The 26676-nt window shown below is 71.9% G+C and carries 18 protein-coding genes; 16 read left to right on the top strand and 2 right to left on the bottom strand.

All coding sequences use genetic code 11. The features are described 5' to 3' along the window. Nucleotide 1: 1 nt before the first annotated feature. From HS99_RS31450 to HS99_RS31430, 5 genes are all read left to right on the top strand, one after another. On the top strand, nucleotides 2-1402 hold the full coding sequence (locus HS99_RS31450) for an NAD(P)/FAD-dependent oxidoreductase (RefSeq protein WP_030557272.1): 1401 nt from the start codon (nucleotides 2-4) through the stop codon (nucleotides 1400-1402). A gap of 30 nt (nucleotides 1403-1432) precedes the next feature. Then, nucleotides 1433-2665: a cytochrome P450 gene (locus HS99_RS31445; protein ID WP_030557270.1), complete on the top strand. Its 1233-nt coding sequence runs from the start codon at nucleotides 1433-1435 to the stop codon at nucleotides 2663-2665. 355 nt (nucleotides 2666-3020) lie between these two features. Continuing rightward, a complete protein-coding gene (locus tag HS99_RS31440) occupies nucleotides 3021-4904 on the top strand; it encodes an APC family permease (RefSeq protein WP_223885933.1) in 1884 nt (627 codons plus the stop codon). Nucleotides 4905-4965: 61 nt separating this feature from the next. Then, entirely contained in the window at nucleotides 4966-7347 is a 2382-nt protein-coding gene (locus HS99_RS31435; protein WP_030557268.1) for a sensor histidine kinase, read from the top strand. 155 nt (nucleotides 7348-7502) lie between these two features. Further along, entirely contained in the window at nucleotides 7503-7934 is a 432-nt protein-coding gene (locus HS99_RS31430) for a hypothetical protein (protein ID WP_141763854.1), read from the top strand. A 45-nt stretch (nucleotides 7935-7979) separates the two neighbouring features. Here the strand turns inward: HS99_RS31430 and kdpB (HS99_RS31425) are convergent, their stop codons facing one another. Continuing rightward, nucleotides 7980-10151: a potassium-transporting ATPase subunit KdpB gene (gene kdpB, locus HS99_RS31425; protein WP_046386680.1), complete on the bottom strand. Its 2172-nt coding sequence runs from the start codon at nucleotides 10149-10151 to the stop codon at nucleotides 7980-7982. A gap of 616 nt (nucleotides 10152-10767) precedes the next feature. Between kdpB (HS99_RS31425) and HS99_RS31420 the strand changes: the two genes are divergently transcribed. The 11 genes from HS99_RS31420 to HS99_RS31375 all read left to right on the top strand — a co-directional run bounded on the left by HS99_RS31420 (nucleotide 10768) and on the right by HS99_RS31375 (nucleotide 25513). Continuing rightward, nucleotides 10768-11589 (top strand): SDR family NAD(P)-dependent oxidoreductase, encoded by an 822-nt coding sequence (locus HS99_RS31420; RefSeq protein ID WP_030557265.1) that lies wholly within the window; start codon nucleotides 10768-10770, stop codon nucleotides 11587-11589. A 47-nt stretch (nucleotides 11590-11636) separates the two neighbouring features. Further along, nucleotides 11637-11714, top strand: coding sequence for a 50S ribosomal protein bL37 (locus tag HS99_RS48595; RefSeq protein ID WP_370863322.1), 78 nt, complete (start codon nucleotides 11637-11639; stop codon nucleotides 11712-11714). Nucleotides 11715-11943: 229 nt separating this feature from the next. Continuing rightward, a complete protein-coding gene (locus HS99_RS31415) occupies nucleotides 11944-13773 on the top strand; it encodes an APC family permease (protein WP_030290616.1) in 1830 nt (609 codons plus the stop codon). Nucleotides 13774-14161: 388 nt separating this feature from the next. Then, nucleotides 14162-14251, top strand: a complete 90-nt coding sequence (kdpF, locus tag HS99_RS31410; RefSeq protein WP_037831562.1) for a K(+)-transporting ATPase subunit F — start codon at nucleotides 14162-14164, stop codon at nucleotides 14249-14251. Between the two features lies 1 nt (nucleotide 14252). Then, a complete protein-coding gene (gene kdpA, locus HS99_RS31405) occupies nucleotides 14253-15917 on the top strand; it encodes a potassium-transporting ATPase subunit KdpA (protein WP_030290618.1) in 1665 nt (554 codons plus the stop codon). Further along, nucleotides 15917-18037 carry a potassium-transporting ATPase subunit KdpB gene (gene kdpB, locus HS99_RS31400; protein WP_030557264.1) on the top strand — a complete coding sequence of 707 codons (2121 nt, stop codon included), beginning with the start codon at nucleotides 15917-15919 and terminating at the stop codon, nucleotides 18035-18037. The genes kdpA and kdpB (HS99_RS31400) overlap by 1 nt, the downstream gene beginning before the upstream one ends. Nucleotides 18038-18054: 17 nt before the next feature. Next, entirely contained in the window at nucleotides 18055-18684 is a 630-nt protein-coding gene (gene kdpC / locus HS99_RS31395; protein ID WP_046386681.1) for a K(+)-transporting ATPase subunit C, read from the top strand. 119 nt (nucleotides 18685-18803) lie between these two features. Then, complete coding sequence (locus HS99_RS31390; RefSeq protein ID WP_050366488.1) at nucleotides 18804-21371, top strand: ATP-binding protein; 2568 nt, start codon at nucleotides 18804-18806, stop codon at nucleotides 21369-21371. Next, nucleotides 21368-22042 (top strand): response regulator, encoded by a 675-nt coding sequence (locus HS99_RS31385; protein WP_030289994.1) that lies wholly within the window; start codon nucleotides 21368-21370, stop codon nucleotides 22040-22042. The genes HS99_RS31390 and HS99_RS31385 overlap by 4 nt, the downstream gene beginning before the upstream one ends. A gap of 302 nt (nucleotides 22043-22344) precedes the next feature. Then, nucleotides 22345-23796, top strand: a complete 1452-nt coding sequence (locus tag HS99_RS45405; protein WP_050366487.1) for a GlnX family signal transduction membrane protein — start codon at nucleotides 22345-22347, stop codon at nucleotides 23794-23796. Between the two features lie 163 nt (nucleotides 23797-23959). Then, nucleotides 23960-25513 (top strand): Na+/H+ antiporter, encoded by a 1554-nt coding sequence (locus HS99_RS31375; protein ID WP_030289990.1) that lies wholly within the window; start codon nucleotides 23960-23962, stop codon nucleotides 25511-25513. A 133-nt stretch (nucleotides 25514-25646) separates the two neighbouring features. Here HS99_RS31375 and HS99_RS31370 read toward each other — a convergent pair whose 3' ends face one another. Continuing rightward, nucleotides 25647-26675, bottom strand: coding sequence for an aldo/keto reductase (locus HS99_RS31370; RefSeq protein WP_030289989.1), 1029 nt, complete (start codon nucleotides 26673-26675; stop codon nucleotides 25647-25649). Between the last annotated feature and the right edge of the window lies 1 nt (nucleotide 26676).

The raw sequence follows: 26676 nt of genomic DNA, 5'->3' as shown, positions 1-26676 counted from the left end.
GATGGCGGTCTCCGTGGGCGAAGTCGTCCAGGCGTTCCGGCGCGACGGGCGGATCGTCGTCGTCGGCGCCTCGCTGGCCGGACTGCGGGCTGCCGAGGCGCTGCGCACGGGCGGGTTCAGCGGGTCGCTCACGCTGGTCGGGGACGAGCCCGACCTCCCGTACGACCGGCCCCCGCTGTCCAAGCAGGTCCTGCTCGGCCGGGCGCGCGCCGACGCCACCACCCTGCCGCAGCGCAACAGCGTCAACGCGCAGTGGCGGCTCGGTACGGCCGCCACCGGGCTGGACCTGGCGGCGAAGCGGCTACGCCTGGCGGACGGCGAGGAGATCGACTACGACCGCCTGCTCATCGCGACCGGCGTGCGGGCCCGGCCCTGGTTCAACGCGGCGGAAGCGGCCCTCGACGGGGTCTTCACGGTGCGCACCAGCGAGGACGCGGCCCGGCTGGAGCGGCGGCTGTCGGCGAGGCCGAGTCGGGTGCTGGTGGTAGGTGCCGGGTTCACCGGCTCCGAGATCGCCTCGGCCTGTCGCGAGCGGGGTCTGGAGGTCACGGTTGCCGAACGCGGGGCGGCGCCGCTGGTGGGCGCCCTCGGCGGGGTGGTCGGTGCGGTCGCCGCGGACCTGCAGCGCCAGCACGGCGTGGACCTGCGCACGGGCGTCATGGTGACGGCACTGGAGGGCGACTCCGGCGGCCGGCTCGAGCGCGCCCACCTGTCCGACGGGACCTCGCTGGACGTCGAGGTCGCGGTGATCGCGCTCGGTGCCACCCGGAACACCGAGTGGCTGGCCGGATCGGGCCTGGCCGCCGGGCCCCGGGGGATCGCCTGTGACGCGGGCTGCCGTGCCTTCGATGTCCAGGGCATCGTCACCGATGACGTGTTCGTCGCCGGAGACGTCGCGCGCTCGCCCCACCCGCTGTTCGGGTACCAGTTCCTCTCACTGGAGCACTGGGGCAACGCGGTCGAGCAGGCCGGGGTCGCCGCGCACAACATGATCAACGTCGGCCCGGACCGCCGGGCCCACCTGTGGGTGCCGACCTTCTGGTCCTCCCAGTTCGGCGTCAACATCAAGTCCGTCGGGGTGCCCAACATGGGGGACGAGATCGTCATCACCCAGGGCTCGCTCGCCGAGCGCCGGTTCGTCGCCGTCTACGGCTTCCAGGGCCGCATCGTCGCCGCCGTCACCTTCGACCAGGCGAAGTGGCTGGACTTCTACCGGGAGCAGATCGAGGTGCGCGCACCCTTCCCGCCGGACTACGCCACCGTCGACCGGCAGCCGGGCGGGATGCGACCGGTCCCGGCGGGGTTCCAGGACCCCTCCCTGCCCAGCCACGGCGCGACCGTGACCCTCACCGGCCACGACCCCAACGAACGCCGCGTCCAGTTCACCCCCGCACGCGCCTGACCGCCCGCCCACACCTCAGGAGACCGTTCCATGACGCCGGGCACCTTGCTCCAGCAGATCACCGACTACGCCAACCGCGCCAACCCGTACCCGCTCTACGCCGAACTCCGCAAGACACCCGTGGCCCGCCAGGACGACGGGTCGTACCTGGTCGGCGGCTACTACGAGATCAGCAGCCTGCTGCACGACCCGCGGATCAGCTCGGATCAACGCAACCTCGTCGCGCGGGACGGTGGGGGGCTCCAGGCGGAGGAGGAGGCGGGCCTTCCACCCTCCATGATCAGAACCGACCCGCCCGAGCACGACCGGCTGCGACGCATGGCGATGCGTCCGTTCGGCCCGCCGCACACCCCGAGGCGGGTTCACGAGATGGGGGGCGAACTGCACCGGATCGTCTCCGGCCTGATCGACGGCTTCCAGGGCAAGGACCACGTCGACATCGTCGACGACTTCTCCTACCCCTTCCCGGTCACCGTGATCTGCCGACTGCTCGGCGTCCCCCGAGAGGACGAGTCCCGGTTCCACGTCTGGGCCGACGCGATGGTCGGCGCCGCGGACCCCTCCCCGAGCGCGGACCTCCAGGAGCGGCAGCGCGCCGGGACGCGGGCCAGGACCGAGCTCGGCCGGTACCTGGCCGGACTCGCCGAAGAGCACCGCCGCAGCCCCGGTGACGACCTGCTCTCGGCGCTCGCCACCGACCACGGCCCGGACGGGCAGATGTCGATGGTCGAACTCGCGAGCACCTCCGTACTTCTCCTGATCGCCGGCCACGAGACCACGGTCAACCTCATCACCAACGGGATGCTCACCCTGCTCCGGTATCCCGAACACCTCGAACGGCTCGTCAAGGAACCCGAGGTCGCGGTCCCGATGGTCGAGGAACTGCTGCGCTACGAGCCCCCCGTCCATCTGGCGCTCCCACGCGTCGCCCTGGCCGACATCGAGGTCAAGGGCACCGTCATCCCCAGAGGCTCGACCGTCTGGCTCGGCCTGGCATCGGCCAACCGGGACCCGCGCCGCTTCGACGACCCCGACCGCTTCGACCCCGATCGCAGGGACAACCAGCACCTCAGCTTCCTCGGCGGGATCCACAACTGCTTCGGATCCCCCCTCGCCCGGCTGGAGGCCCAGATCGCGCTGACCGAGCTGGCTCGTCGGCTGGCCAACCCCCGGCTCGTCGAAGACCCCCCGCCCTACCGGCCGAACCCACTGCTGCGCGGGCCTCGTCACCTCGCGGTCGCCTTCGACGGCGTCCAGGGCTGACCGGTTCACCCGGCAGGGTTGGTCCCGGAGCCGGACAGCCTGCTGACCACCGGACGTAGCGGACGGCGCGCCCGGCCCTCCAGGGCGAAGCCCTCGCGGTAGCCGGGGTCGTGGTAGCAGCTTGCACCGCGCCGGCCGAGCACCGGGCCCCGGATTGCGTTGGACCAATGGGGCGATATCGGGCGAGCGGATACCGGGGGTGGAGCGGTTGTTCGCTTAGCCTTTCGCCCTGCCGCCTCCTCGGTGGCGCCGGGTTCGGGGACGAGGACAGGGGCGCAGGGTGAGTTCGTCGGGTGCGGCTGCGTCGGCGCGGCGGACGGGGTTCCGGGCGTGGCTGCTGGAGGGCCTGTCCGACATGGCCAAGCAGTATCCGGGGCCGCATGCGGAGGCGCCGGTCGAGCACAAGGGCCAGCGGTGGTGGCGGGTGATGTGCCTGACCGGTCTGGACTACTTCTCCACGCTCGGCTACCAGCCCGGTATCGCGGCGCTCGCGGCCGGGCTGCTGTCGCCGGTGGCGACCATCGTGCTGGTGATCGTGACGCTGTTCGGCGCGCTGCCGGTGTACCGGCGGGTGGCGCAGGAGAGTCCGCACGGTGAGGGGTCGATCGCGATGCTGGAGCGGCTGCTGTCGTTCTGGCAGGGGAAGCTGTTCGTGCTGGCGCTGCTGGGGTTCGCGGCGACGGACTTCATGATCACCATCACCCTGTCGGCGGCGGACGCGACCGCGCACCTGGTGGAGAACCCGAGCCTGCACAGTGCGCTGTCCGGCAGGCAGATGCTGATCACCCTGCTGCTGGTCGCGTTGCTCGGCGCCGTCTTCCTGAAGGGCTTCAGCGAGGCGATCGGCCTGGCGGTGGTCCTGGTCGGGGTGTACCTGGCGCTCAACGTCGTCGTGGTGGTGAACGGGATCTGGCACGTGCTGAAGGCCCCGCACGTGGTGACGGACTGGTCCGACGCGCTCACGACCGAGCACGGCAACGCGTTCGCCATGATCGGCGTCGCGCTGATCGTCTTCCCGAAGCTGGCGCTGGGCCTGTCCGGCTTCGAGACCGGCGTCGCCGTGATGCCGCACATCGAGGGCGACCCGGAGGACACCGAGGAGAAGCCGGTCGGCCGGATCCGGGGCGCCCGCAAGCTGCTCACCACCGCCGCCGTGATCATGAGCGCGTTCCTGATCACGACGAGCTTCATCACCACGGTGCTGATCCCCAAGGCCGCGTTCGAGGCGGGCGGGCAGGCCAACGGCCGGGCGCTCGCGTACCTCGCCCACCAGAACCTGGGTGGCGCCTTCGGCAGCGTCTACGACCTGTCGACGATCGCGATCCTGTGGTTCGCCGGCGCCTCGGCGATGGCCGGCATGCTCAACCTGCTGCCCCGCTACCTGCCGCGCTACGGCATGGCGCCGCAGTGGGCGCGGGCGGTGCGGCCGATGGTGATCGTGCTGACGCTGATCGGGTTCCTGGTGACGTGGTTGTTCGACGCGAACGTGGATGCCCAGAGCGGCGCTTACGCGACCGGTGTGCTGGTGCTGATCTCCTCGGCCGCCATCGCCGTCACCATCGCCGCCCACAGGGCCCGGCAGCGCGGCTGGACCATCGGCTTCGCCGTGATCGCGGCGGTCTTCCTGTACACGACGGGCGCGAACATCGCCGAACGCCCGGACGGTGTGAAGATCGGCGCCTGCTTCATCGGCGGGATCGTCCTGGTCTCGTTCCTGTCCCGGCTCAAGCGGGCCTTCGAGCTGCGGGTCACAGCCGTGGTACTGGACGAGGCCGCCGAACGGTTCGTCCGCGACTACACCCACCGGCCGATGCGGCTGATCGCCAACGAGCCGAACAGCCGGGACCTGGCGGAGTACCAGGAGAAGAAGCGGGAGATCCGGGCGCACCACGACATCCCGGCCGACCTCGACCTGGTCTTCGTCGAGGTGACGGTCCGGGACCCGTCCGAGTTCGAGTCGGTGCTCACCGTGCGCGGGGAGGTGCTCCACGACCGCTACCGGGTGCTGTCGCTGGAGAGCACCAGCGTCTCGAACGCCCTGGCGGCCCTGCTGCTGACGATCCGGGACCGCACCGGGCAGATCCCGCACATCTACTTCGAGTGGACCGAAGGCGGCCCGGTCGGCCACTTCCTGCGCTTCTTCCTGTTCGGACAGGGCGAGGTCGCCCCGGTCACCCGCGAGGTGCTGCGGGAAGCGGAGCCGGACCGCTCCCGACGTCCCCGTGTCCATGTCGGGTAGGGCCGGTCGACCCCGAAGGACGGAGCATGGACGTGGGAGCGGAGGAGGTGGCCAGGCGGCGGTGACCGGGAAGCTGCGGGTGTTCCTGGGGGCGGCGCCGGGGGTGGGGAAGACGTACGCCATGCTCCGGGAGGGGCGGCGGCTGCGCGCTGAGGGGCTGGACGTGGTGGTCGGCCTGGTGGAGACGTACGGCCGGCGCGGTACGGAGGAGCAGCTGGGTGACCTGCCGGTGCTGCCGAGGCGGCCGGTGTCGTACCGGGGGACGGAGCTGACCGAGCTGGACGTGGAAGCCCTGCTGGCGCGCCGCCCGGCTCTCGCGCTGGTGGACGAGCTCGCGCACACCAACGTGCCCGGCGGGCGGCACGCGAAGCGCTGGCAGGACGTGCGGGAGCTGCTGGACGCCGGGATCGACGTGGCGACGACGCTCAACATCCAGCACCTGGAGAGCCTCAACGACGTCGTCGAGCAGATCACCGGTGTCGCGCAGCGCGAGACGATCCCCGACGAGGTGGTTCGGGCGGCCGAGCGGATCGAGCTGGTCGACCTGAGCCCGCAGGCGCTGCGCGCGCGGATGGCGCAGGGCGAGATCTACGCGCCGGACCGGATCGACGTGGCGCTGGACCACTACTTCCGGGCCGGCAACCTGGGCGCCCTGCGGGAGCTGGCGCTGCTGTGGCTGGCGGACCGGGTGGAGGAGGAGCTGGCCGACTACCGGGCCCGGCACGGCATCCGGGCGCCCTGGGAGACCAAGGAACGGATCATGGTCGCCCTCAACGGCGCCCCGCAGGGCGAGCACCTGATCCGGCGGGGAGCCCGCACGGCGGCCCGGGTGCACGGGGACCTGATCGGCGTCCACGTCCGGCTGGACGACGGCACGGCGCAGCGTGAGCCGCCGGGCCTGGCGGCGCAGCGGACGCTGTTGCGGGAGCTGCACGGCAGCTACGTGGAGGTGAGCGGCGGTGACCCGGCCCGGGCGCTGGTGGACTTCGCCCGGTCGGAGAGCGCCACCCAGATCCTGCTGGGGCCGACGAGCCGCAGCCGGTTGCGCGAGTTGGTCTCCGGTTCGGTGATCAACCGGGTGATCCGGCTGGCCGGGCCGATCGACGTGCGGGTGCTGCCGCCGCCGGAGCCGGGGCTGCTGACGGTGCCGCCCGCGCCCCGGCGTCGGCGCCCGGCACTGGTCCCGGTCCGGCGGCGCCGGATGGCGTGGCTGTTCGGTCCGGTCGGGGTGGCTGCTCTGGCGTGGGCGCTGTCGCCGCTGCGCGGCTCGCTGGGTCTGTCCGGTGTGCTGCTGTGCCTGCTGCTGGTGGTGGCGGGGACGGCTCGGCTGGGCGGGCTGCTGCCGGCGGCGGGCAGCACGGCGGCCGGGGCGCTGGCGGCGGACTACTTCTACACCACGCCCTGGCACAGCCTGACGGTCAATCGGGGCGCGGACGTCGCGGCCCTGCTGGTGTTCCTCGCGGTGGCCGGGGTGATCTCCCATCTGATCGACGGCCTGACGCGGCGCTCGCAGCAGGCGGGCCGGGCGCGAGCGGAGGCGGCCGTCCTCACCAGGCTGGCGGGGGAGACGGTGGAGTCGGGGCCGCGGGTGCTGCCCGATCTGGTCGCGGAGCTGCGGCAGGTGTTCGGGCTGGACGCGGCTGCCGTGCTGGTGCGTACGGGCGCGCTCTGGCAACCGGCGGCTTCGGCCGGGGCGGAGGTGCCGCTGCGGCCCGACGAGGCGTCCTTCTCCGTCGACCTCGGCGACGACGCGGTGCTGGTCCTTCGCGGCGCACCGCTCAACGAGGAGGACACCCGACTGCTCGGGCCGTACGTCACCCAGCTGAAGCTGGCACGGGAGCGTGAGCGGCTGGCCGCGCAGGCGTCGGCGGCGGAGGTGCTCGCGCACACCGACGCGCTGCACACCGCGCTGCTGGAGGCCGTCGGGCAGGACCTGCGGGCGCCGCTGGCGGCGGTGCGCCAGGAGGCCGAACGGATGCCGGGCCCGGGTGGGCAGCGGGTCGGCGCCGAGGTGGAGCGGATGGAGCGGCTGGTCGCCAACCTGCTGGACCTGAGCCGGCTGCGGGCCGGGGTGATGCCGGTGGTGCTGCGGCCGACGGTGGTGGCCGAGGTGGTGCGGTCCGCTGCCGAGGGCGTACCGGGCGTTCGGGTCGACCTGGAGCCGGGGCTGCCACGGGTGCTCGCCGACGCCGGGCTCCTGGAACGGGTGTTCGCGGACGTCCTGGCCTGGGGGGCGGCCGGATCGGGGGCGGTGGTCGACGCCGGTGTGGTGGCCGGGCGGGTGGACGTCCGGATGACCGTCCACGAGGATCCCGCCCGGGAACCGGCGGGCCTGGCGGTGGTGCGGGGCTTCGTGGAAGCGATGAACGGTGAGCTGACCGTCGAGGAGGCACCTGGCGGCGGCACCGCCTACGTGATCAGCCTGGCCCGAGCGGTGGCCTGATGCCGTGGGACCGGGCTGGTCGGCGACCCGGGGCGTCAAGACCGCGTTGGGATCTCGGGCGGCGGCGTCAGGATTCCGTCAAGGGTGGGCTGCGGGCCTGTGGCCGTCGGGTTGGGTGGCGTCGAACGAACTTGCGGCGAAGCTGGGACAGGACCATGCGCATGTACTCGGCCCGCCCCGGCGGCCGTCGCTACCGCCCCGTCCTCGACCGCTTGCCGGTCGCGGTGTCCGGCACGGTGGCCCTGGTCGCCGGCGGTGCGCTCGCGCTCGGCCTCGGCCGGCTGGGCGAGCTCCACGCCGGCTGGTTCCCGTACATCGCGTACACCGGGCTGGCCGCACTGGCCGGAGGCTTCTCCCGGCCGCTGGCCGCGCCGGTGGTCGGCATGTCCGCATGGCTGTGCTGCAACGCCTTCGCCGAACACCGCCATGCCGAACTCGGCTGGTCCGGAACGGGGATCGAGAGCGAGCACTTCGTCCTCTTCACCGCCGCCGCCCTGGTGCTGTCGCTGCCGGCCGCGTTGCCGCGCCGGGCGATCCGCGTCGAGCGCCTTCCGGTGGGCGAGGGGACCGAGCGCCGTCCTGGTTGAGGCGCGCCGCCCCGGTGGTGTTCCGGAGGCGGCGGGCCGGTGTGGCTATCCGAGGCCGGGGACGAACTGGATCAGCAGGTCGATGGCCTTGATGCCGAGGAAGGGCAGGATCAGCCCGCCGAGTCCGTAGACGCGCAGGTTGCGCCGGAGCAGGTCGGTGGCGGAGGCGGGCTGGTAGCGCACGCCGCGCAGGGCCAGCGGGATCAGGGCGACGATGATCAGCGCGTTGAAGATGATCGCGGAGGCGATCGCCGAGGTGGGGCTGTGCAGTTCCATGATGTTGAGGTGGTGCAGTCCGGGGTGGGCGTTCGCGAACATCGCGGGGATGATCGCGAAGAACTTGGCCACGTCGTTGGTGATCGAGAAGGTGGTCAACGCTCCCCGGGTGATGAGGAGTTGCTTGCCAACCCGGATGATGTCGATGAGCTTGGCCGGGTTGGAGTCGAGGTCGACCATGTTGCCGGCCTCCTTGGCGGCCGGGGTCCCGGAGTTCATCGCGACGCCGACGTCGGCCTGGGCGAGGGCGGGGGCGTCGTTGGTGCCGTCGCCGGTCATGGCGACCATGTTGCCGGCGGCCTGTTCGCGCTTGAGGTGGGCGAGCTTGTCCTCGGGGGTGGCCTCGGCGAGGAAGTCGTCCACCCCGGCCTCCTCGGCGATGGCCTTCGCGGTGAGCGGGTTGTCGCCGGTGACCATGACGGTGCGGATGCCCATCCGGCGCAGTTCGGCGAAGCGTTCGGCGATGCCCTCCTTGACGACGTCCCTGAGCTCGACGACGCCGAGCGCGCGGGCGCCGTGGCGGTCGTGGACGGCGACGAGGAGGGGGGTGCCGCCGGCTTCGGCGATCCGGTCGACCAGGGGCTTGGCCTCCATGGGCAGGTGCCCGCCGGAGTCGATCACCCAGCGGGCGACGGCGGCGGCCGCGCCCTTGCGGATGAGGCAGGCGGTGCCGTCCGGCCAGGCGAGGTCGACGCCGCTCATCCGGCTGTGCGCGGTGAACGGGACGGGCCGCTGCTCGCCGAGTTCGCCGGGGGAGCGTGGCGGCACCCAGTACTGGCGTTCGGTCAGCTCGACGAGAGAGCGTCCCTCCGGGGTCTCGTCCGCGACGGACGCCAACTGGGCCGCCTCGGCGAGCTGTTCCGTCGTCGCGCCGGGCAGTGGGTGCAGCGCGACGGCCCGGCGGTTGCCGTGGGTGATGGTGCCGGTCTTGTCGAGCAGCAGCACGTCCACGTCCCCGGCGGCCTCCACCGCCCGGCCGGAGAGGGCGACGACGTTGCGCTGCACCAGCCGGTCCATCCCGGCGATGCCGATGGCCGAGAGCAGCGCGCCGATCGTGGTCGGGATGAGCGCGACCATCAGGGCCACCAGCACGATGGTGGTCTGCGTGGCGTGGGCGTAGATGGCCATCGGCTGGAGCGAGACGACGGAGAGGATGAAGACGATGGTGAGCGAGGCGAGCAGGATGTTCAGCGCGATCTCGTTGGGGGACTTCTGCCGGTTCGCCCCCTCCACGAGGTCGATCATGCGGTCGATGAAGCTCTGTCCGGGCCGGGCGGTGACGCGGATGACCAGGTGGTCGGAGAGGACCCTGGTGCCTCCGGTGACGCCGGTGCGGTCGCCGCCGGACTCGCGGATCACCGGCGCGGACTCGCCGGTGATCGCCGACTCGTCGACGCTGGCGACGCCCTCGACCACCTCGCCGTCCTGCGGGATCACCTCGCCGGCGGGTACGAGGACGATGTCGTGCAGCATCAACTCCTCGGCGGGAAGCACCTCGTGGCGGTGGTCACGGGTGCCGACCCGCCAGTGCAGCAGCCGCCGGGCGGTCGTACCGGCCTGGGCTGCGCGCAGCGAGTCGGCCTGCGCCTTGCCGCGTGCCTCGGCGACGGCCTCGGCCAGATTGGCGAAGAGCACGGTCAGCCAGAGCCAGAAGGAGATCACCCAGGCGAAGACGCTCGGGTGGATGACGGCGGTGACGGTGGTGAGGGCGGAGCCGGTCTCGACCACGAGCATCACCGGGTTGCGCACCATCGCGCGCGGGTTCAGCTTGCGGACGGCGGCGGGCAGCGCCTCGGCGAGCTGCCGGCGGGTGATCAGCCGGCGGCGGCCGGTTGCGGGCCGGGACGGCCGATGGCTCGCCGGTGGTTCGGGGACCGGGCGGCGGAACCAGTCCTGCTGGTCGTCGGTGGTGTCCGGTGTGCTGAGGGCCGAACGGCGCATCGTCTCGGGGACCTTCCGGGCCGCCCGGGGAGGAGGGCGGCGGTTCGGGGAGGACGGGGAACGCCGCACAGCGAAGCACCGGATCGTCACGCGACAGGCACGTCTTGACGAGGGTTTGGCGTGCGGCGCGACTTCCTTGACAGCCCCCTGACGCCGTGTCGGACGTGTGTTCGTCGGCAGGGAAGGACCGGGCCGGCCCGTTACACCGTCAACGAGGCGCCGGCGGCACGTCAGGGGTTCGTCAGGGAGACCGAACGGGCTTGCCCCGGGCATCGCGGAGGGCTTTGATGGGGGACATGCACCGCTCGACACGCCACCACGACCGCCCGCCGCATAGCCGGCCGCGGATCGTCGCTGTCGCGGTCGCCGCCGCCGTCCGGTAGGACCGAACTCCGTCCCGCTGGTCACCGGCCGCGCGCACGGGCCCGGCTCCGTTCGCCGTCGCCCGTGCCGATCACCGCCGACCGTCCCCTGTCCTGAGCGGCTCCAAGGGGCAGGGGGCGGCCGAGCGCTCTCCTCGCATCACATCACTTCCGCGCCGGCAGCCCCGGAGGCGGGCGGCTTCGTGCTGCCCCGCCTTCGCGCCCCGCCGGCGCCTTCCACCCTTGGATGGGCCATGTCCGACGCTGTTCTGTCCGCCCGCACCGCCCTCGTCACCGGCGCGTCCTCCGGCATCGGCTGGGAGACCGCCCGGCTCCTCGCCGGGCACGGCGCGACCGTGCTCGTGCACGCCCGCACCACCGCCGAGGCGGAGGCTGCCGTGGAGCGCCTGGTCGCCGCGGGCGCCCGGCGCGACCAACTCGTCGAGCTCGCAGCGGACTTCACGAAGTTGTCGGAGGTCGCGGTGCTGGCCGGCACGGTCGTCGAGCGCTACCCGTCACTCGACCTGCTGGTGAACAACGCCGCCGCGACGGCCCCCGAGCGCTGCACGCTCACCGATGACGGCAACGAGGTCTCGCTGCAGGTCAACTTCCTTGCCGCACACCTCCTTTCCAAGCTGCTGCGCGCCCCGTTGTCGGCGGCCGGCGATGCGCGGATCGTCAACGTGTCGTCCTCACTGCACCGCACCGCCTCGATGAACTGGTCGGACCCGCACCGGGTGAAGAAGTACTCGCGGGTCGCCGCGTACGCGCAGTCGCAGCTCGCGCTGACCATGGCGACGGCCGACATGGCCCCGGCCGGCTCCGGCGTCACCGCCGTCAGTGTCAACCCGGGTCTGTGCGACACGGCGCTGCTGCCGCTGTACGGGCGGGTCGGCGCCCCGGCCGCCGAGGGCGCGGCAGCAGTGGTACGGCTCTGCCTGCCCGAGACGGTCGTCGCCAACGGCGCCTACTTCGACGGTGAGGTCATCGCGTCGCCTGCGCCGGTCACCCAGGAGGAGCGCTCGCTGAAGCGCCTGGCCAAGCTCGCCGACCAACTGGTCGGCCGGGCCGCCTGAACCGTACCGACCGACGCTTCAACCCGACGATCGCGAGGAGGATCACGATGTCCAAGCGCGCCCGCAAGAAGAGGGCCCGTAGGAAGAAGAAGGCGAACCACGGTCGCAGGGCCGGGCAGAGCTGACCCCCTGAAGCCACCCGGTGTCGCGTGCCACCGACACCGGGTGCACCCTCGCGGCCCCTGGCGGTACTTGTCCGGACCGTGGAGGACGAGAGCCCCGGGGGCCGCGGCAGGTCGGCGCCGTCAAGATCGCGTCAAGGTGCGCGCCGCCCGCATCAAGCGCGCGTAGCAAACGGAATACGAGGGACGGCAGCGCTCCACGATCGTGGCAAACACGATCGATGGAGAACGCATGTCCGACACCACTACCCCGGCCGTGACGGCCGAGCTCGAACCGCCGGATGCCGGGGCGGGCGACGAGCGGCACCGGCTCACCGTGATGGGTGGGCTGGCGGCGCTGTCGCTGGACGCGATGGCCTCGGTGGCGTACGGCCCGGAGTCGATCGTGCTGGTGCTGGCCGCCGCCGGCGCGTACGGGCTGGGCTTCACCCTGCCGGTCACGGTGGCGATCGCCGTGCTGCTGGCGGTGCTGGTGGCCTCCTACCGGCAGGTGATCGCGGCGTTCCCGGACGGCGGCGGCTCCTACGCGGTCGCCAAGGCACACCTGGGCCGCCGGACGGCGCTGACCGCCGCAGCCTCGCTGGTCATCGACTACGTCCTGAACGTGGCGGTGTCGGTGACCGCGGGCGTGGCCGCGCTGACCTCGGCCGTGCCGGGTCTGTACGACGACCGGGTCTGGCTCTGCCTGGGCGTGCTCGCGCTCGTCACCGCGGTGAACCTGCGCGGGATAGCCGAGTCGGCGCGCTGGTTCATGGTGCCGACGGCCGTGTTCGTGCTGTCGATCCTGGCGATCGTGGTGGTCGGTCTGTTCCGGGACGCCCCGGTGAGCACCGAGGCCGCCGCGGGTCACGCCTCGGTACTCGCCGGGAACGCCACCGCGGTCGGTGCGCTGCTGCTGCTGAAGGCCTTCGCGGCAGGGTGCTCGGCACTGACCGGGGTGGAGGCGGTGGCGAACGCCGTCCCGTCCTTCCGGACCCCGCGGGTGAAGCGGGCGCAGCACACCGAGGTCGCGCTTGGCGCCCTGCTCGGCGTGATGCTGACCGGGCTGGCCGTGCTGATCGGGCGCTTCCACCTCCAGCCGGTCGAGGGGGTGACCGTGCTGGCCCAGCTCGCCGATGCCTCGCTCGGCCACGGCGTCGGCTTCTTCGTCGTCCAGTTCTCCACCGTGGTGCTGCTCGGGCTGGCCGCCAACACCTCCTTCGGCGGCCTGCCGGTGCTGATGGACCTGCTGGCCCGGGACAACCACCTCCCGCACGTCTTCGCGCTGCGCGCCGACCGCCAGGTCCACCGGCACGGCGTGCTGTTCCTCGCCGTGGTCTCGGCCGGGCTGCTGGTCGGCTCCGGCGGCGACGTCAACAGCCTGGTGCCGCTGTTCTCGATCGGCGTGTTCGTCGGCTTCACGATCTGCCAGGTCGGGATGGTCCGGCACTGGTTCCGCGGCCGGCCGGACGGCTGGCGGTGGAAGGCCCTGCTGAACGGTTTCGGCGCACTGCTGACAGGCGTCGCCACCCTGGTCGTCACCGGCACCAAGTTCACCGAGGGCGCCTGGGGCATCGTGGTGGCCCTGCCGCTGCTGGTGGTGCTGTTCGAGGCGATCCACCGCAGCTACGCCCGGATCGGCGAGCGGCTGGAGCTGGGCCGGGTGCCAGGCGCGGTGACCCGCCGGCGCAGCCTGGTGCTGGTCCCGGTGACGGCGATCACCCGGCTCACCCGGGACGGCCTGTCGGCGGCGCTGTCGCTGGGCGACGAGGTGCTCGCGGTGACCGTGGTGCACGAGAGGGCCCAGGCGGAGGCGCTGCGCCGGGACTGGGAGCTGTGGCAGCCCGGCGTGCCGCTGGTGGAGATCCCGGACGACCACCGGCGCCTTGGCCGGCCGATCGCGGACTTCGTCAACGAGCTCGGCGCGGAGCACGCCTACGACCGGCTCACCGTGCTGATCCCCGAGGTGGAGCCCGCGCACTGGTGGGAACGGCCCTTGCAGAACCGGCGCGGCGTGGTGATCGACCGCGCCCTGCGGCGGCACACCGATGCGGTGGTCTGCCGGCTGCGGATGCGGATGTAGCAGTGAGCTCAGCCGTCGGCCGACCGAAACGTTCAGGACAAGCCGCGGTCTCGGGTGCATGACGCGGACATCAACGCCGCGTCAAGGTTTCCGGACCACCCGTATGGACGGCATCAGGGAAGCCTGATGCGCTCTTCACGGCTGATTTGCTGCTCCCGCCGGTTTCAGCCGGTGCCGCGAGGCCGTCCTGTCCGCTCGTGAGCACATCCTCTAGCCAGTCTGGTGGAGCCCATGTCCGATCTCATCTACGTCGGTGTCACGGTCGCCGTGTTCGCCGTCATCGCCCTGATCGCGCGGGGGGTGGAGAAGCTGTGAGTGAGTGCAGCGAGCGAACCATCGAGAGGTGCGGGTTGCGCGAAGCGCCTGCCGAGCGCAGCGAGGTGGGCGCATGAGCGCCGAGAACATCGCAGGTCTCATCGTGGCCGTCGCACTCGTCGGCTACCTCATTCTCGCGCTGATCTACCCGGAGAAGTTCTGACATGAGCTCCACTCTCGCGGGCTGGCTGCAGGTCCTGGCCCTCGTGGCCGCGCTGGTCCTGTGCTACCGCCCTCTGGGCGACTACATCGCCCGCATCCTGACCACCTCCAAGCACCTCAGAGCCGAGCGCGGCATCTACAAGGTGATCGGTGTGGACGGTGACGCCGATCAGCGCTGGCCGGTGTACCTGCGCTCGGTGCTGGCCTTCTCGGCCGTCTCGGTGCTGTTCCTCTACGGCCTGATCCGTCTGCAGACGTTCCTGCTGCTGAACCTCGGTGTTCCGCAGATGGAGGGCCACCAGGCCTGGAACACCGCGATCTCGTTCGTCACCAACACCAACTGGCAGTCCTACGCGGGCGAGTCCGCGATGGGCCACCTGGTGCAGATGGCGGGCCTGGCGGTGCAGAACTTCGTCTCCGCGGCCGTCGGCATCGCCATCGTGGCGGCGCTGATCCGGGGATTCACCCGCAACAGGACGGACCGGCTCGGCAACTTCTGGGTCGACCTGGTCCGGATCAACCTGCGCCTGCTGCTGCCGATCTCGATCGTGTTCGCGCTGGTCCTGGCGGCCAACGGCGTGATCCAGAACTTCCACGGCTTCCACGAGGTGGCCGGCCTCGCCGGTGACGTCCAGAAGATCCCGGGCGGGCCGGTGGCCTCGCAGGAGGTCATCAAGGAGCTGGGCACCAACGGGGGCGGCTTCTTCAACGCCAACTCCTCGCACCCGTTCGAGAACCCGACCGGGTTCACGAACGGGCTGGAGATCTTCCTGATCCTGCTGATCCCGTTCGCCCTGCCGCGCACCTTCGGCCGGATGGTCGGCGACAACCGCCAGGGCTACGCGATCGCGGCTGTCATGGCGATCTTCTGGGTCGCGTCGACGGCGCTGCTCACGTTGGCCGAGTCGCAGCACTCCGGTGCCGCCCTGCAGGCCGCGGGTGCCGCGATGGAGGGCAAGGAGCAGCGGTTCGGCATCGCCGCGTCCACGCTGTTCGCCTCGTCGACGACGCTGACGTCGACCGGTGCGGTGAACTCCTTCCACGACTCGTTCACGCCGTTCGGCGGCGGCATCACGATGTTCAACATGATGCTGGGCGAGATCGCGCCCGGCGGTACGGGTTCGGGCCTGTACGGCATGCTGATCCTGGCGATCGTGGCGGTGTTCGTGGCCGGTCTGATGGTGGGGCGCACTCCGGAGTACCTGGGCAAGAAGCTCGGCGGCCGGGAGATGAAGTTCGCCTCGCTGTACATCCTGACGACGCCGGCGATCGTGCTGGTCGGCACGGGCATCGCGATGGCGCTGCCGGGCGAGCGGGCCGGAATGCTCAACTCCGGTGCGCACGGCTTCTCCGAGGTGCTGTACGCGTTCACCTCGGCGGCCAACAACAACGGCTCGGCGTTCGCCGGTATCACCGTGAACACCGACTGGTACGACACGGCGCTCGGTCTGTGCATGGTGCTCGGCCGCTTCCTGCCGATGGTCTTCGTCCTGGCGCTGGCGGGCTCGCTCGCCCAGCAGCAGCCGGTCCCGGCGACCCCGGGCACCCTGCCCACCCACAAGCCACTGTTCGTGGGCCTGCTGTCGGGCGTCGTCCTGATCGTCGTCGGTCTCACCTACTTCCCGGCCCTGGCTCTCGGGCCGATCGCGGAAGGTCTCTCCTCCTGATGTCCTCGTCAACGCTCACTCCCTCTCCCACGCCGGGTGACCAGGCCGAGGGCGCTTCCTCCCACAGAGTGTCGAGCGGTCTGCTCGACCCGAAGCTGCTGCTCTCCTCGCTGCCGGACGCGGTGAAGAAGCTCGACCCCCGGGTGATGGTCAAGAACCCGGTCATGTTCGTGGTCGAGGTCGGCTCGGTGGTCACCACCGTCTCCGCGATCGCGGACCCGTCGGTGTTCGCCTGGGCGATCACGGTGTGGCTCTGGCTGACCACCGTCTTCGCCAACCTGGCGGAGGCCGTCGCCGAGGGCCGCGGCAAGGCCCAGGCCGACACCCTGCGCAAGGCCAAGACCGAGAGCGTCGCCCGCCGGCTGACCAACTGGCCGGGCAGTGACGCCGAGGAGGAGGTCCCCGGCACCGCGCTCCAACTCGGCGACCACGTCGTGGTCGAGGCCGGGCAGATCATCCCCGGCGACGGCGACGTCGTCGAGGGCGTCGCCTCGGTGGACGAGTCGGCGATCACCGGCGAGTCCGCGCCGGTCATCCGCGAGTCCGGCGGTGACCGCAGCGCCGTCACCGGCGGCACCAAGGTGCTGTCCGACCGGATCGTGGTGAAGATCGCCTCGGAGCCCGGCAAGTCGTTCATCGACCGGATGATCGCCCTGGTCGAGGGTGCCGCCCGGCAGAAGACGCCGAACGAGATCGCGCTCAACATCCTGCTGGCGTCGCTGACCATCGTCTTCCTGGTCGCGGTGGTCACGCTCCAGCCGATGGCGACGTTCGCGGGTGCCCCGCAGTCGATGGTCGTGCTGGTCGCGCTGATCGTGGCGCTGATCCCGACCACGATCGGCGCGCTGCTGTCCGCGATCGGCATCGCGGGCATGGACCGGCTGGTGCAGCGCAACGTGCTGGCGATGTCGGGGCGCGCCGTCGAGGCCGCGGGCGACGTCAACACCCTGCTGCTCGACAAGACCGGCACCATCACCCTGGGCAACCGCCAGGCCGCCGAGTTCCTCTCGGTGAGCGGCGTCTCCACCGACGAGCTCGCCAGTGCCGCGCAGCTGTCCTCGCTCGCGGACGAGACCCCCGAGGGCCGCTCGATCGTGGTGCTCGCCAAGACCGGGTACGGCCTGCGGGCCCGCGCCCAGGGCGAGCTGACCCACGCGACCTGGGTGCCGTTCACCGCCCAGACCCGGATGTCGGGTGTGGACCTGGACGAGGCAGACGGCGTGCACCAGGTCCGCAAGGGCGCGGCGGCTGCCGTGTCCAACTGGGTCACCGCCAACGGTGGTTCGGTGACCGACGAGGTGTCGACGCTGGTCGACGGCATCTCGGCGGCGGGTGGCACGCCCCTGGTCGTCGCGACGAAGGTCGGCGAGGCTCCCGCCAGGGTCCTCGGGGTGATCCACCTCAAGGACGTGGTCAAGGAGGGCATGCGGGAGCGCTTCGACGAGCTGCGCCGGATGGGCATCAAGACCGTCATGATCACGGGCGACAACCCGCTGACGGCCAAGGCGATCGCGGAGGAGGCCGGCGTGGACGACTTCCTCGCCGAGGCCACGCCCGAGGACAAGATGGCCCTGATCAGGAAGGAGCAGGAGGGCGGCAAGCTGGTCGCGATGACCGGCGACGGCACCAACGACGCCCCCGCGCTCGCCCAGGCCGACGTCGGCGTCGCGATGAACACCGGCACCATGGCGGCCAAGGAGGCCGGCAACATGGTCGACCTGGACTCCAACCCGACCAAGCTGATCGAGATCGTCGAGATCGGCAAGCAGCTGCTCATCACCCGCGGCGCGCTGACCACCTTCTCGATCTCGAACGACGTGGCCAAGTACTTCGCGATCATCCCCGCGATGTTCGCCGGGGTCTACCCGGGCCTGAAGCACCTGAACATCATGGGCCTGCACAGCCCCCAGTCCGCGATCACCTCGGCGATCATCTTCAACGCCCTGGTCATCATCGGCCTTATCCCGCTCGCCCTGCGCGGCGTGAAGTACCGCCCGTCCGACGCCAGTTCCCTGCTGGCCCGGAACATCGGGGTCTACGGGGTCGGCGGTCTGATCGTGCCGTTCGTCGGCATCAAGCTGATCGACCTGATCGTCCAGTTCATCCCCGGCCTCAGCTGAGAAAGGAGCCCACCGCGATGTCCAAGCCCCTGCCCGCCGTCGTGCGGACCCACTTCACCGCGCTGCGCGTGCTCCTGGTGCTCACGGTGATCCTCGGGATCGCCTACCCGTTGCTGGTCACCGGGATCTCCCAGGTCGCGTTCAGCGGCAAGGCCAACGGCTCGATCGTGAAGTCCGACGGCAAGGAGGTCGGTTCCAGCCTGCTCGGCCAGAACTACAACCTGCCGAAGAAGAACCCTGACGACCCGAAGGAGGACCCGGTGCCGGACCCGAAGTGGTTCCAGCCCCGGCCCTCCGCCAACAACTACGCCGGTGACAACTCCGGTGCCTCCAACCTGGGCCCGAACAGCGAGGACCTGCTCAAGGCCGTCAACGACCGCCGCGCCGCCGTCGCCGCCTTCGACGGCGTGGACCCGGCGAGCGTCCCGGCCGACGCGCTGACCGCCTCCGGCTCCGGCCTCGACCCGCACATCTCGGTGGCCTACGCCAAGGAGCAGGTCAACCGGGTCGCCAAGGAGCGCAAGCTGCCGGTCGAGACGGTCGCCAAGCTCGTCGACAACTACACCGAAGGCCGCTCGCTCGGCTTCCTCGGCGACGAGGGCGTCAACGTCGTCCTGCTCAACAAGGCGCTGGGCGAGTCGAAGTGACGTTACGCCACCTCATCGCATGACCTGGCCGGCCCGGGTGTGGGAGCGCGTCTCCCGTGCCCGGGCCGGCTGACCCGTGTCCGCAGACGTGCACATCCCGAAGGAATGAAGCAGTGCCCATGGCCCGCGACTTCACACCCGGCTCCGGCGTCCGCACCGGTCGGCTGAGGGTGTACCTCGGTTCCGCCCCGGGGGTCGGCAAGACCTACCGGATGCTGGACGAGGCGCGGCGCAGACAGGAACGCGGGGCCGACGTCGTGGTCGGGTACATCGAGACCCACGGGCGCCAGCACACCCGGCGGATGTTGGAGGGTCTGGAGGTCCTGCCGCGGGTCCACCGCTCCTACCGCGGGGCCGAGTTCGAGGAGATGGACCTCGACGCGGTGCTCGCCCGCCGCCCGTCCGTCGTCCTGGTCGACGAGCTGGCGCACACCAACATCCCCGGCGGCCGGCACGCCAAGCGCTGGCAGGACGTCGAGGAACTGCTCGCCGCCGGGATCGACGTCATCACCACCGTCAACATCCAGCACCTGGAATCGCTGAACGACGTCGTCCGGAAGATCACCGGCATCCCGCAGCGCGAGACCGTCCCGGACGAGGTGGTCCGCCGGGCCGACCAGATCGAACTCGTCGACATGGCCCCGCAGGCGCTGCGCCGGCGGATGGCCCACGGCAACGTCTACAAGGCCGAGAAGGTGGACGCCGCGCTCTCCAACTACTTCCGGGTCGGCAACCTGACCGCCCTGCGCGAACTCGCCCTGCTCTGGGTGGCCGGCCGGGTGGACGAGGGACTGCGCGACTACCGGGCCGACCACCGCATCGACCGTGTCTGGGAAACCCGTGAACGGGTGGTGGTCGCCCTCACCGGCGGCCCCGAGGGCGAGACGATCATCCGCCGCGCCGCCCGGATCGCCGACCGCACCGCCGGCGGCGACCTGCTGGCCGTCCACGTCTCCCGCAGCGACGGCCTGGCCGGCGCCTCCTCCGGCGCGCTCGCCCAGCAGCGGCAGCTGGTGGAGGCCCTCGGCGGCAGCTACCACGTGGTGGTCGGCGACGACGTCCCCACCGCGCTGCTCGCCTTCGCCCGCGCCCACGACGCCACCCAGCTGGTGCTGGGCACCAGCCGCCGCGGCCGGATCAGCCGCTTCCTCACCGGCCCCGGCACCGGGCAGACCACCGTGGACGCCTCCGAGGACATCGACGTCCACATGGTCACCCACGAGTTCACCGGTCGTGGCAAGCTGCCCTCGCTCGGCCGCCGCCACTCCAAGCGCCGCACCATCGCCGGATTCGCCTCGGGCCTGATCGTTCCCGCGCTGCTCACGGCCGTGCTCTCGCAGTTCCACGCCCGGCTGAACCTGACCACGGACGCGCTGATCTTCCAACTCGGTGTGGTAGCAGTGGCGTTGCTCGGCGGGGCCGTCTCCGCGGTGGTGGCGGCTGTCATCGCCTCGGTGCTGCTCAACTACTTCTTCATCCCGCCCGTCCACACCCTGACCATCGACGAGACCAACAACATCGTCGCCCTGCTGGTGTTCGCCACGGTCGCCCTGACCGTCTCCACGGTGGTCGATCACGCGGGCAAGCTCACCTCCCGCGCTGCCCGCGCCACCGCCGAGGCCGAAACGCTCTCGACCCTGGCCGGCAGCGTGCTGCGCGGCGCCGACGCCCTACCCGCCCTGCTGGAGAAGTCCAGGACGGCCTTCGGCATGGACTCCGTCGCCCTGCTCGACAGCCTCACCGGCGAGACGGTCGCCCGCAGTGACGGCAGTGGCGACAGCCCTGCGGGCGAGGTGACCGAGGTCGCGGTCGGTGAGCGGTCCGTCCTGGTCCTCACCGGCCGCCGGCTGCCCGCCGCCGACCAGCGGGTGCTCACCGCCTTCGCCGCCCACGTCGCCGCCGCGCTGGAACGCGACCGGCTGGCCGTGGTCGCCGCCGAGGTGGAGCCGATCAAGGCCGCCGACCGGATGCGCACCGCCCTGCTCGCCGCCGTCAGCCACGACCTGCGCACCCCGCTCGCCGCCGCCCGCGCCTCGGTCGGCTCGCTGCGCAGCCCCGACGTCGAGTTCTCGCCCGAGGACCAGGCCGAACTCCTCGCCACCGCCGACGAGTCACTGGTCAAACTCACCCGGCTGGTCGACAACCTGCTCGACATGAGCCGCCTCCAGGCCGGCGCGCTCACCCTGCACCTGGCGCCGACCTCACTCGAGGAGATGCTGGTACGAGCCATGGACTCCTTGTCCGATCCGCAGGCCCCGATCCAGCCGCTGGACCTCGACACAGCGCCGGCGGTGCTCGCCGACCCGCCGCTGCTGGAACGCGTCCTCGCCAACGTGATCACCAACGCGCTGCGCCACAACGCCCCCGGCGCGCCCGTCCTGGTCACCGCCAGCCACCACGCCGACCTGGTCGAGGTCCGGGTGATCGACCGCGGCCCCGGCATCGCCCCCGAGGACCGCGACCGGGTCTTCCTGCCCTTCCAGCGCCTCGGCGACACCGACAACACCACCGGCGTCGGCCTCGGCCTCGCCCTCTCCCGCGGCCTCGCCGAGGCCATGGGCGGCAGCCTGGAGGTCGAGGACACCCCCGGGGGCGGCACCACTATGCTGCTCACCCTGCCGGCCGTGTCGGAGCCGCGGATGGTGGAGCCGGGCACCGCCCGACCGGAGAGGAGCGCGGTCCAGTGAGCCACATCCTCGTGGTGGACGACGAGCCGGCGCTGCTGCGCACCCTACGGATCAACCTGCAGGCCAGGCACTACTCGGTACTCACCGCGGCCACCGGCCAGGAAGCCCTGGACTCGGCGGGCCAGGCGCCGCCCGACGCCATCCTGCTCGACCTCGGCCTGCCGGACCTCGACGGGGTGAACGTGATCGTGGGCATCCGCTCCACGTTGAGCGTGCCGATCATCGTGCTGACCGGGCGGGACGGCATCGAGGACAAGCTCCGCGCGTTCGACGCGGGGGCGGACGACTACGTGACCAAGCCGTTCATCGTGGACGAGCTCATGGCCCGACTGCGCGCGGTTCTGCGGCGGCCCGCCGCACCCGCGCTCCAGTCGGCCGCGCGGATCGGGCCGAACGCCGTCGACCTCGACGCGGGCACCGTCACCGGCCCGGACGGCCCGGTCCGCCTGACCCCGACCGAGTGGCGCATCCTCGCCCTGCTGCTGGCCAATCCCGGCCGGCTGGTGCCCGGGCGGCAGATCCTGACCGAGGTCTGGGGGCCGGAGGCGGAGAGCCGCGGCAACTACCTGCGGGTCTACTTCTCCGGCCTGCGGCGCAAGCTCGAACCCGACCCGGCCCGGCCGCGCCACCTGATCACCGAGCCCGGGATCGGTTACCGGTACGAGCCCTGACCTTCGGCGCCAATGCTGCGTCAAGACGGTCGTCGAAGGCGTCAAGGACGCATCAGGAACGACGGACGGACGTTCGACAGAACCTAGGTTGAGCTGCGAGGAAACGGTTCGCCGTCCGGGCGTGGGGCCTGACGGCGAACCGTTTGCCGAACCCCGGCCCCCGGCGGGTTCCTCCGGGGAAGGTTCGGCGGCCAGTGAAAAACAGGGGGAGGGGGCGCGCGGCGATGCCAACGGGAACGTCGAGCGGTACGGCTGTCGAGGGGAACAGAGTCGCGTCGGAGACGGCGCGACCGGAGGCAGCCGTGCCACTGCCCGAGCCGCGCGCCCCCCGTCACCGGTCCGGCCACTCCTGGCGCAGCCGGACGTGGTGGAGCACCCCGCGCCTGGTGCGCGGACTCACCGGGCTCTGCCTGGTGGCCCTGCTCGCCGCCGGCACGGCGACCGGCACCGTCCTGGGCGGCGCTCGGGACGGCACGGACGTCATCGGCCACCAGGCCGCCCCGCAGGTGGTGCGCTCGGCCGACCTCTACTTCGCGCTCAACGACATGGACGCCCAGGCCGCCAACCTGCTGCTGTTCGGGGCCGACCCGGACTACACGAAGCTGCGCAAGGAGACCCTGGACACCTACGAGCAGCGCCGCACCCAGGCCGACAACGACCTGCAGCGCGTCACCGAGGCGGTGGCCGGCGACGCGGCCGGGCAGCGGGCCGTGCGCACCGTCATCGGCGAACTCGGCCAGTACGAGGCGCTGGTGGCCCGCGCCCAGCTGCTGGAGGAGCAGGCCCACGCCCCGGCCGGCCGCCCCTCGGCGGACGCCCTCGCCGCCTATCACCAGGCCACCGACCTGCTGCGCCAGCGCCTGCTGCCGGCCGTCGACGACGTGACCAGGGCCAACGCGGCCGTCGTGGATCGCAACTACACCGACCAGCGCGACGCCCTGTCCGGCGGCTGGTGGACGATCCTGGTCACCGGGCTGCTGGCCCTGGCCGGCCTCGGGCTGCTGCAGCGGGTGCTCGCGGTGCGCTTCCGGCGCCTGGTGAACGTGCCGCTGGCCGCCACCACCCTGCTCGCTCTCGCCGGGCTGATCACCGCACTGACGCTGACCTCCCGGGCGGACCACCAGCTGGTGGTCGCCAAGAGCAACTCCTTCGACTCGGTGGTCGCCCTCAGCCGGGCACGCGCGGTCGCGTACGACCTGAACGCGGACGAGAGCCGCTACCTGACCGACCCCGCCCGGGCGGCCGCCTACGAGCAGAGCTTCCTCGACAAGACCCAGTCCTTCGCACGGGTCGAGGGCGCCGCGCTCGCCACGTACGACGACAAGCTCGCCGCCCTGGCCGACAAGCACCGGGCCGACCACGGCCAGGTGGGCTTCGGCGGGTACCTCGGCGACGAACTGCGCAACATCACCTTCCCCGGCGAACAGGACGCGGCGGAGCGGGTGCTGACCGCCTTCCAGCAGTACCAGCGGGACGACCGGAAGATCCGCGAGCTGAACGCCCAGGGCAAGCTCAAGGAGGCGGTCACCTTCGACACCGGCACCACCCCGGGCCAGTCGAACGCCGACTTCGACGTGCTCAGCGCCGCCCTCGACGACAACCAGGCCATCAATCAGCGCGCCTTCGACGGAGCGGTCGCCGCCACCGACGACGACCTCGGCGCCACCACGGCCGGCCTGGGCGCGGCGGCCCTGGTGGCGGCGCTCGCCCTGACCGCGCTGGGAGTGCGGCCGCGCCTGCGCGAGTTCGCCTGATCGGGGAAGCCGGCCGCCGCGCGCCCGTGAATCTGCCCTGCCGCTCCCCGCTAATGCTCCGATAAGATGACCGCAGGTGTGCCGGGAAGCCTGGTCGGCGCGGGGGACGACTGCGGCGATCGGCGGCGGTGACCCCGGTTCTTGCGATGGGGTCCTTCCACCGATGCACGTTGTGGCGATCGTTCTCGTTCTGGTGGTTCTGGCCACGGCCGTGGCCACCTTCGCCCAGCGCCTGCGTGTGCCCGCGCCGTCGCTGCTGGTGCTGGCGGGCATCGGGGTGGCGCTGATACCCGGCGTCCCCGCGCTGCACGTACCGCCCCAGGTGATCGGCATGGTGGTCCTGCCGCCGCTGCTGTACGCCTCCGCCGAGGAACTGTCCCTGCGCGACCTGCGTACGGTGTGGCGGCCGGTGACGATCCTCTCCTTCGGTCTGGTCTTCGCCTCCGCTGCCGCCGTCGGCTTCGTGGCCGTGGCCGTTGCCGGGCTTCCGCCCGCGATGGCCTTCGTGCTGGGTGCCGTGCTCTCCAGCACCGATCCGGTGGCCGTCACCGCGCTCGGTCGTCGGCTGGCGCTGCCGGGGCGGGTCCAGGTCCTGGTGCAGGCGGAGAGCCTGTTCAACGACGCCACCTCGCTCGTGCTGTTCAAGGTGGCCATCGGGATCGCGGTGGCCGTCGGCGCCTCGGTGAGCCTGCCGGCGGCGGGTGGGGAGTTCCTGCTGCTCGGCGGGGGCGGCAGCGTGGTCGGCGCCGCCGTCGCGGGTCTGGTCTGGCTGGTGCGACGCCGCACCACCGACCCGGTGCTGGAGACGGTGATCGCCCTCGTCACGCCGTACGCGGCGTACGTGCTCGCGGAGTCCGCGCACACCTCGGGCGTCACCTCCGTCGTGGTCGCGGGCGTGTTGCTCGGGCGTTCCGGCCACCGGCTCACCGACGCGCACATCCGGCTGCAGCTGCACGCCGTGTACGCGGTGGTGGTGTTCCTGCTGGAGAGCGTCGTGTTCAGCATCGTCGGTCTGGAACTGCCCACCCTGGTGCGGGACCTGCCCTCCGGAACCGGCTGGTGGCCGCTGCAGGCACTTGCGCTCGCTGCTGTGCTGATCGCCGTCCGGGTGCTCTCCACACTGCCGCTGACCCGGGCGGTCAAGCCCAGCCAGGGAGGCGGCCGACTGTCCTGGCGGGTCGCCGGGGTGGTCACCTGGGCCGGAACCCGGGGCGTCATGCCGCTCGCCGCCGCGCTCTCCATCCCGCTGCTCGCCGACGACGGCACCAAGCTCGCCGGACGGCCGCTGGTCCTGGTGCTCACCACCGCCGTCGTCGTGTTCACCCTCGTCGTCCAGGGCCTCACCCTCGCCGCCGTCGTCAACCGCTCCGGGCTCGCCCTCGAACCCGAGCACACCGCCCGCGAGGAGGAGGACGCCCACGACGCCCTCAACCGTGCCGCCCTCGACCACGTCGAGCACCTCGCCGAACTGGAGGCCGTACCGGACACCGCCATCGACCGGGTCCGCCGTGGCCTCACCGCCCGCCTCGACCGCACCGCCGAGACCGCTGACGGCACCACCGCCGACGCCGCCTACCGCCAGCTGCGCCACGAGGTCATCGCCGTCCAGAGCACCGAGCTGCACCGCCTCTACGAGGAGCACCGCATCAGCGACACCACCCGCCGACGCCTCCAGCACGACCTCGACCGGCAGGAAGCAGCCCTCGGCGCTCCGTGACGCGGCCACAGGGCGGCGGCCTTGCGCCGGCGCGGCAGGAACGCCCACCGCTCGGACGTCACGGTGATTTCCGCTGCTCCTCACACCGGCCGGGGCGCCACAGGCACAGGCCGGGCTCCGGCCGGAGCCGACGTCATGCCGCCGCGCGCTCGCCGCTCGGTCGGCGGCGCAGTTCGGGGCGCTGGAGGGCCGGCGGCTGGTAGGCCATGTCGAGCGTGCCGGTGTCGGTGCCGGGCGGCACGATCGCGTCGATCCGGTCCAGCACGTCGTCGGTGAGGGCGACGTCGACGCCCGCGAGCAGGTCCTCCAGGTGTTCCATGGTCCGCGGTCCGAGGAGGGCGGACGTCACGCCCGGGTGAGCGAGCACGAAGCCCATCGCGAGGTGCGTGAGCGGCAGGCCGGCCTCCTCGGCCAGCGGGATGAGCTGCTCGACCACGTCGAGCCGGCGGTCGTCCGCGAGGTGCCGGAAGCCGTACCTGGACCGGTGCGTCGCGGCCGCCCGGCCCTTGCGGTACCGCCCCGTCAGCAGGCCGCCGCCGAGGGGCGACCAGACCAGGGTGCCCATGCCGAACTCCTGCGCCACCGGGAGTACTTCGCACTCGATGCCCCGGTTCAGGATCGAGTAGACCGGCTGCTCGGTGCGCGGCCGGGCCAGCCCGCGCCGCTCGGCGACCCAGTGCGCCCGGACGATGTCGGAGGCCGGCAGGGCCGACGTGCCGAAGGTGCGGATCTTGCCGGCCCGCTGCAGATCGGTGAGGGCCGCGAGGGTCTCCTCGATGTCCGTGTCGGGGTCCGGGCGGTGGATCTGGTAGACGTCCACGTAGTCGGTGTCGAGGCGGCGCAGCGAGTCCTCCAGCGCGCGCACCAGCCAGCGCCGGGACGCGCCCTGGTGGTTCGGCTCGTCGCTCATCGGGCTCCGGGCCTTGGTCGCGAGCACGACGTCGGCCCGCCGTCCCTTCAGCGCCCGGCCGACGATCTCCTCCGACTCGCCGTGAGCGTACCTGTCGGCGGTGTCGACGAGATTGATGCCGGCGTCGAGCGCCCGGTGGATGATGCGGACGCAGTCGTCGTGGTCGGGGTTGCCGAGGGCGCCGAACATCATCGCGCCGAGGGCGTAGGGGCTGACCTTGATTCCGGTCCGGCCGAGGCTGCGGTAGCGCACA

The sequence above is a fragment of the Kitasatospora aureofaciens genome (assembly GCF_001188955.3).
Lineage (GTDB): Bacteria > Actinomycetota > Actinomycetes > Streptomycetales > Streptomycetaceae > Kitasatospora > Kitasatospora aureofaciens.
Note: the sequence above shows the minus strand (reverse complement) of the source record. Positions and strands in the feature narration are given on the sequence as shown.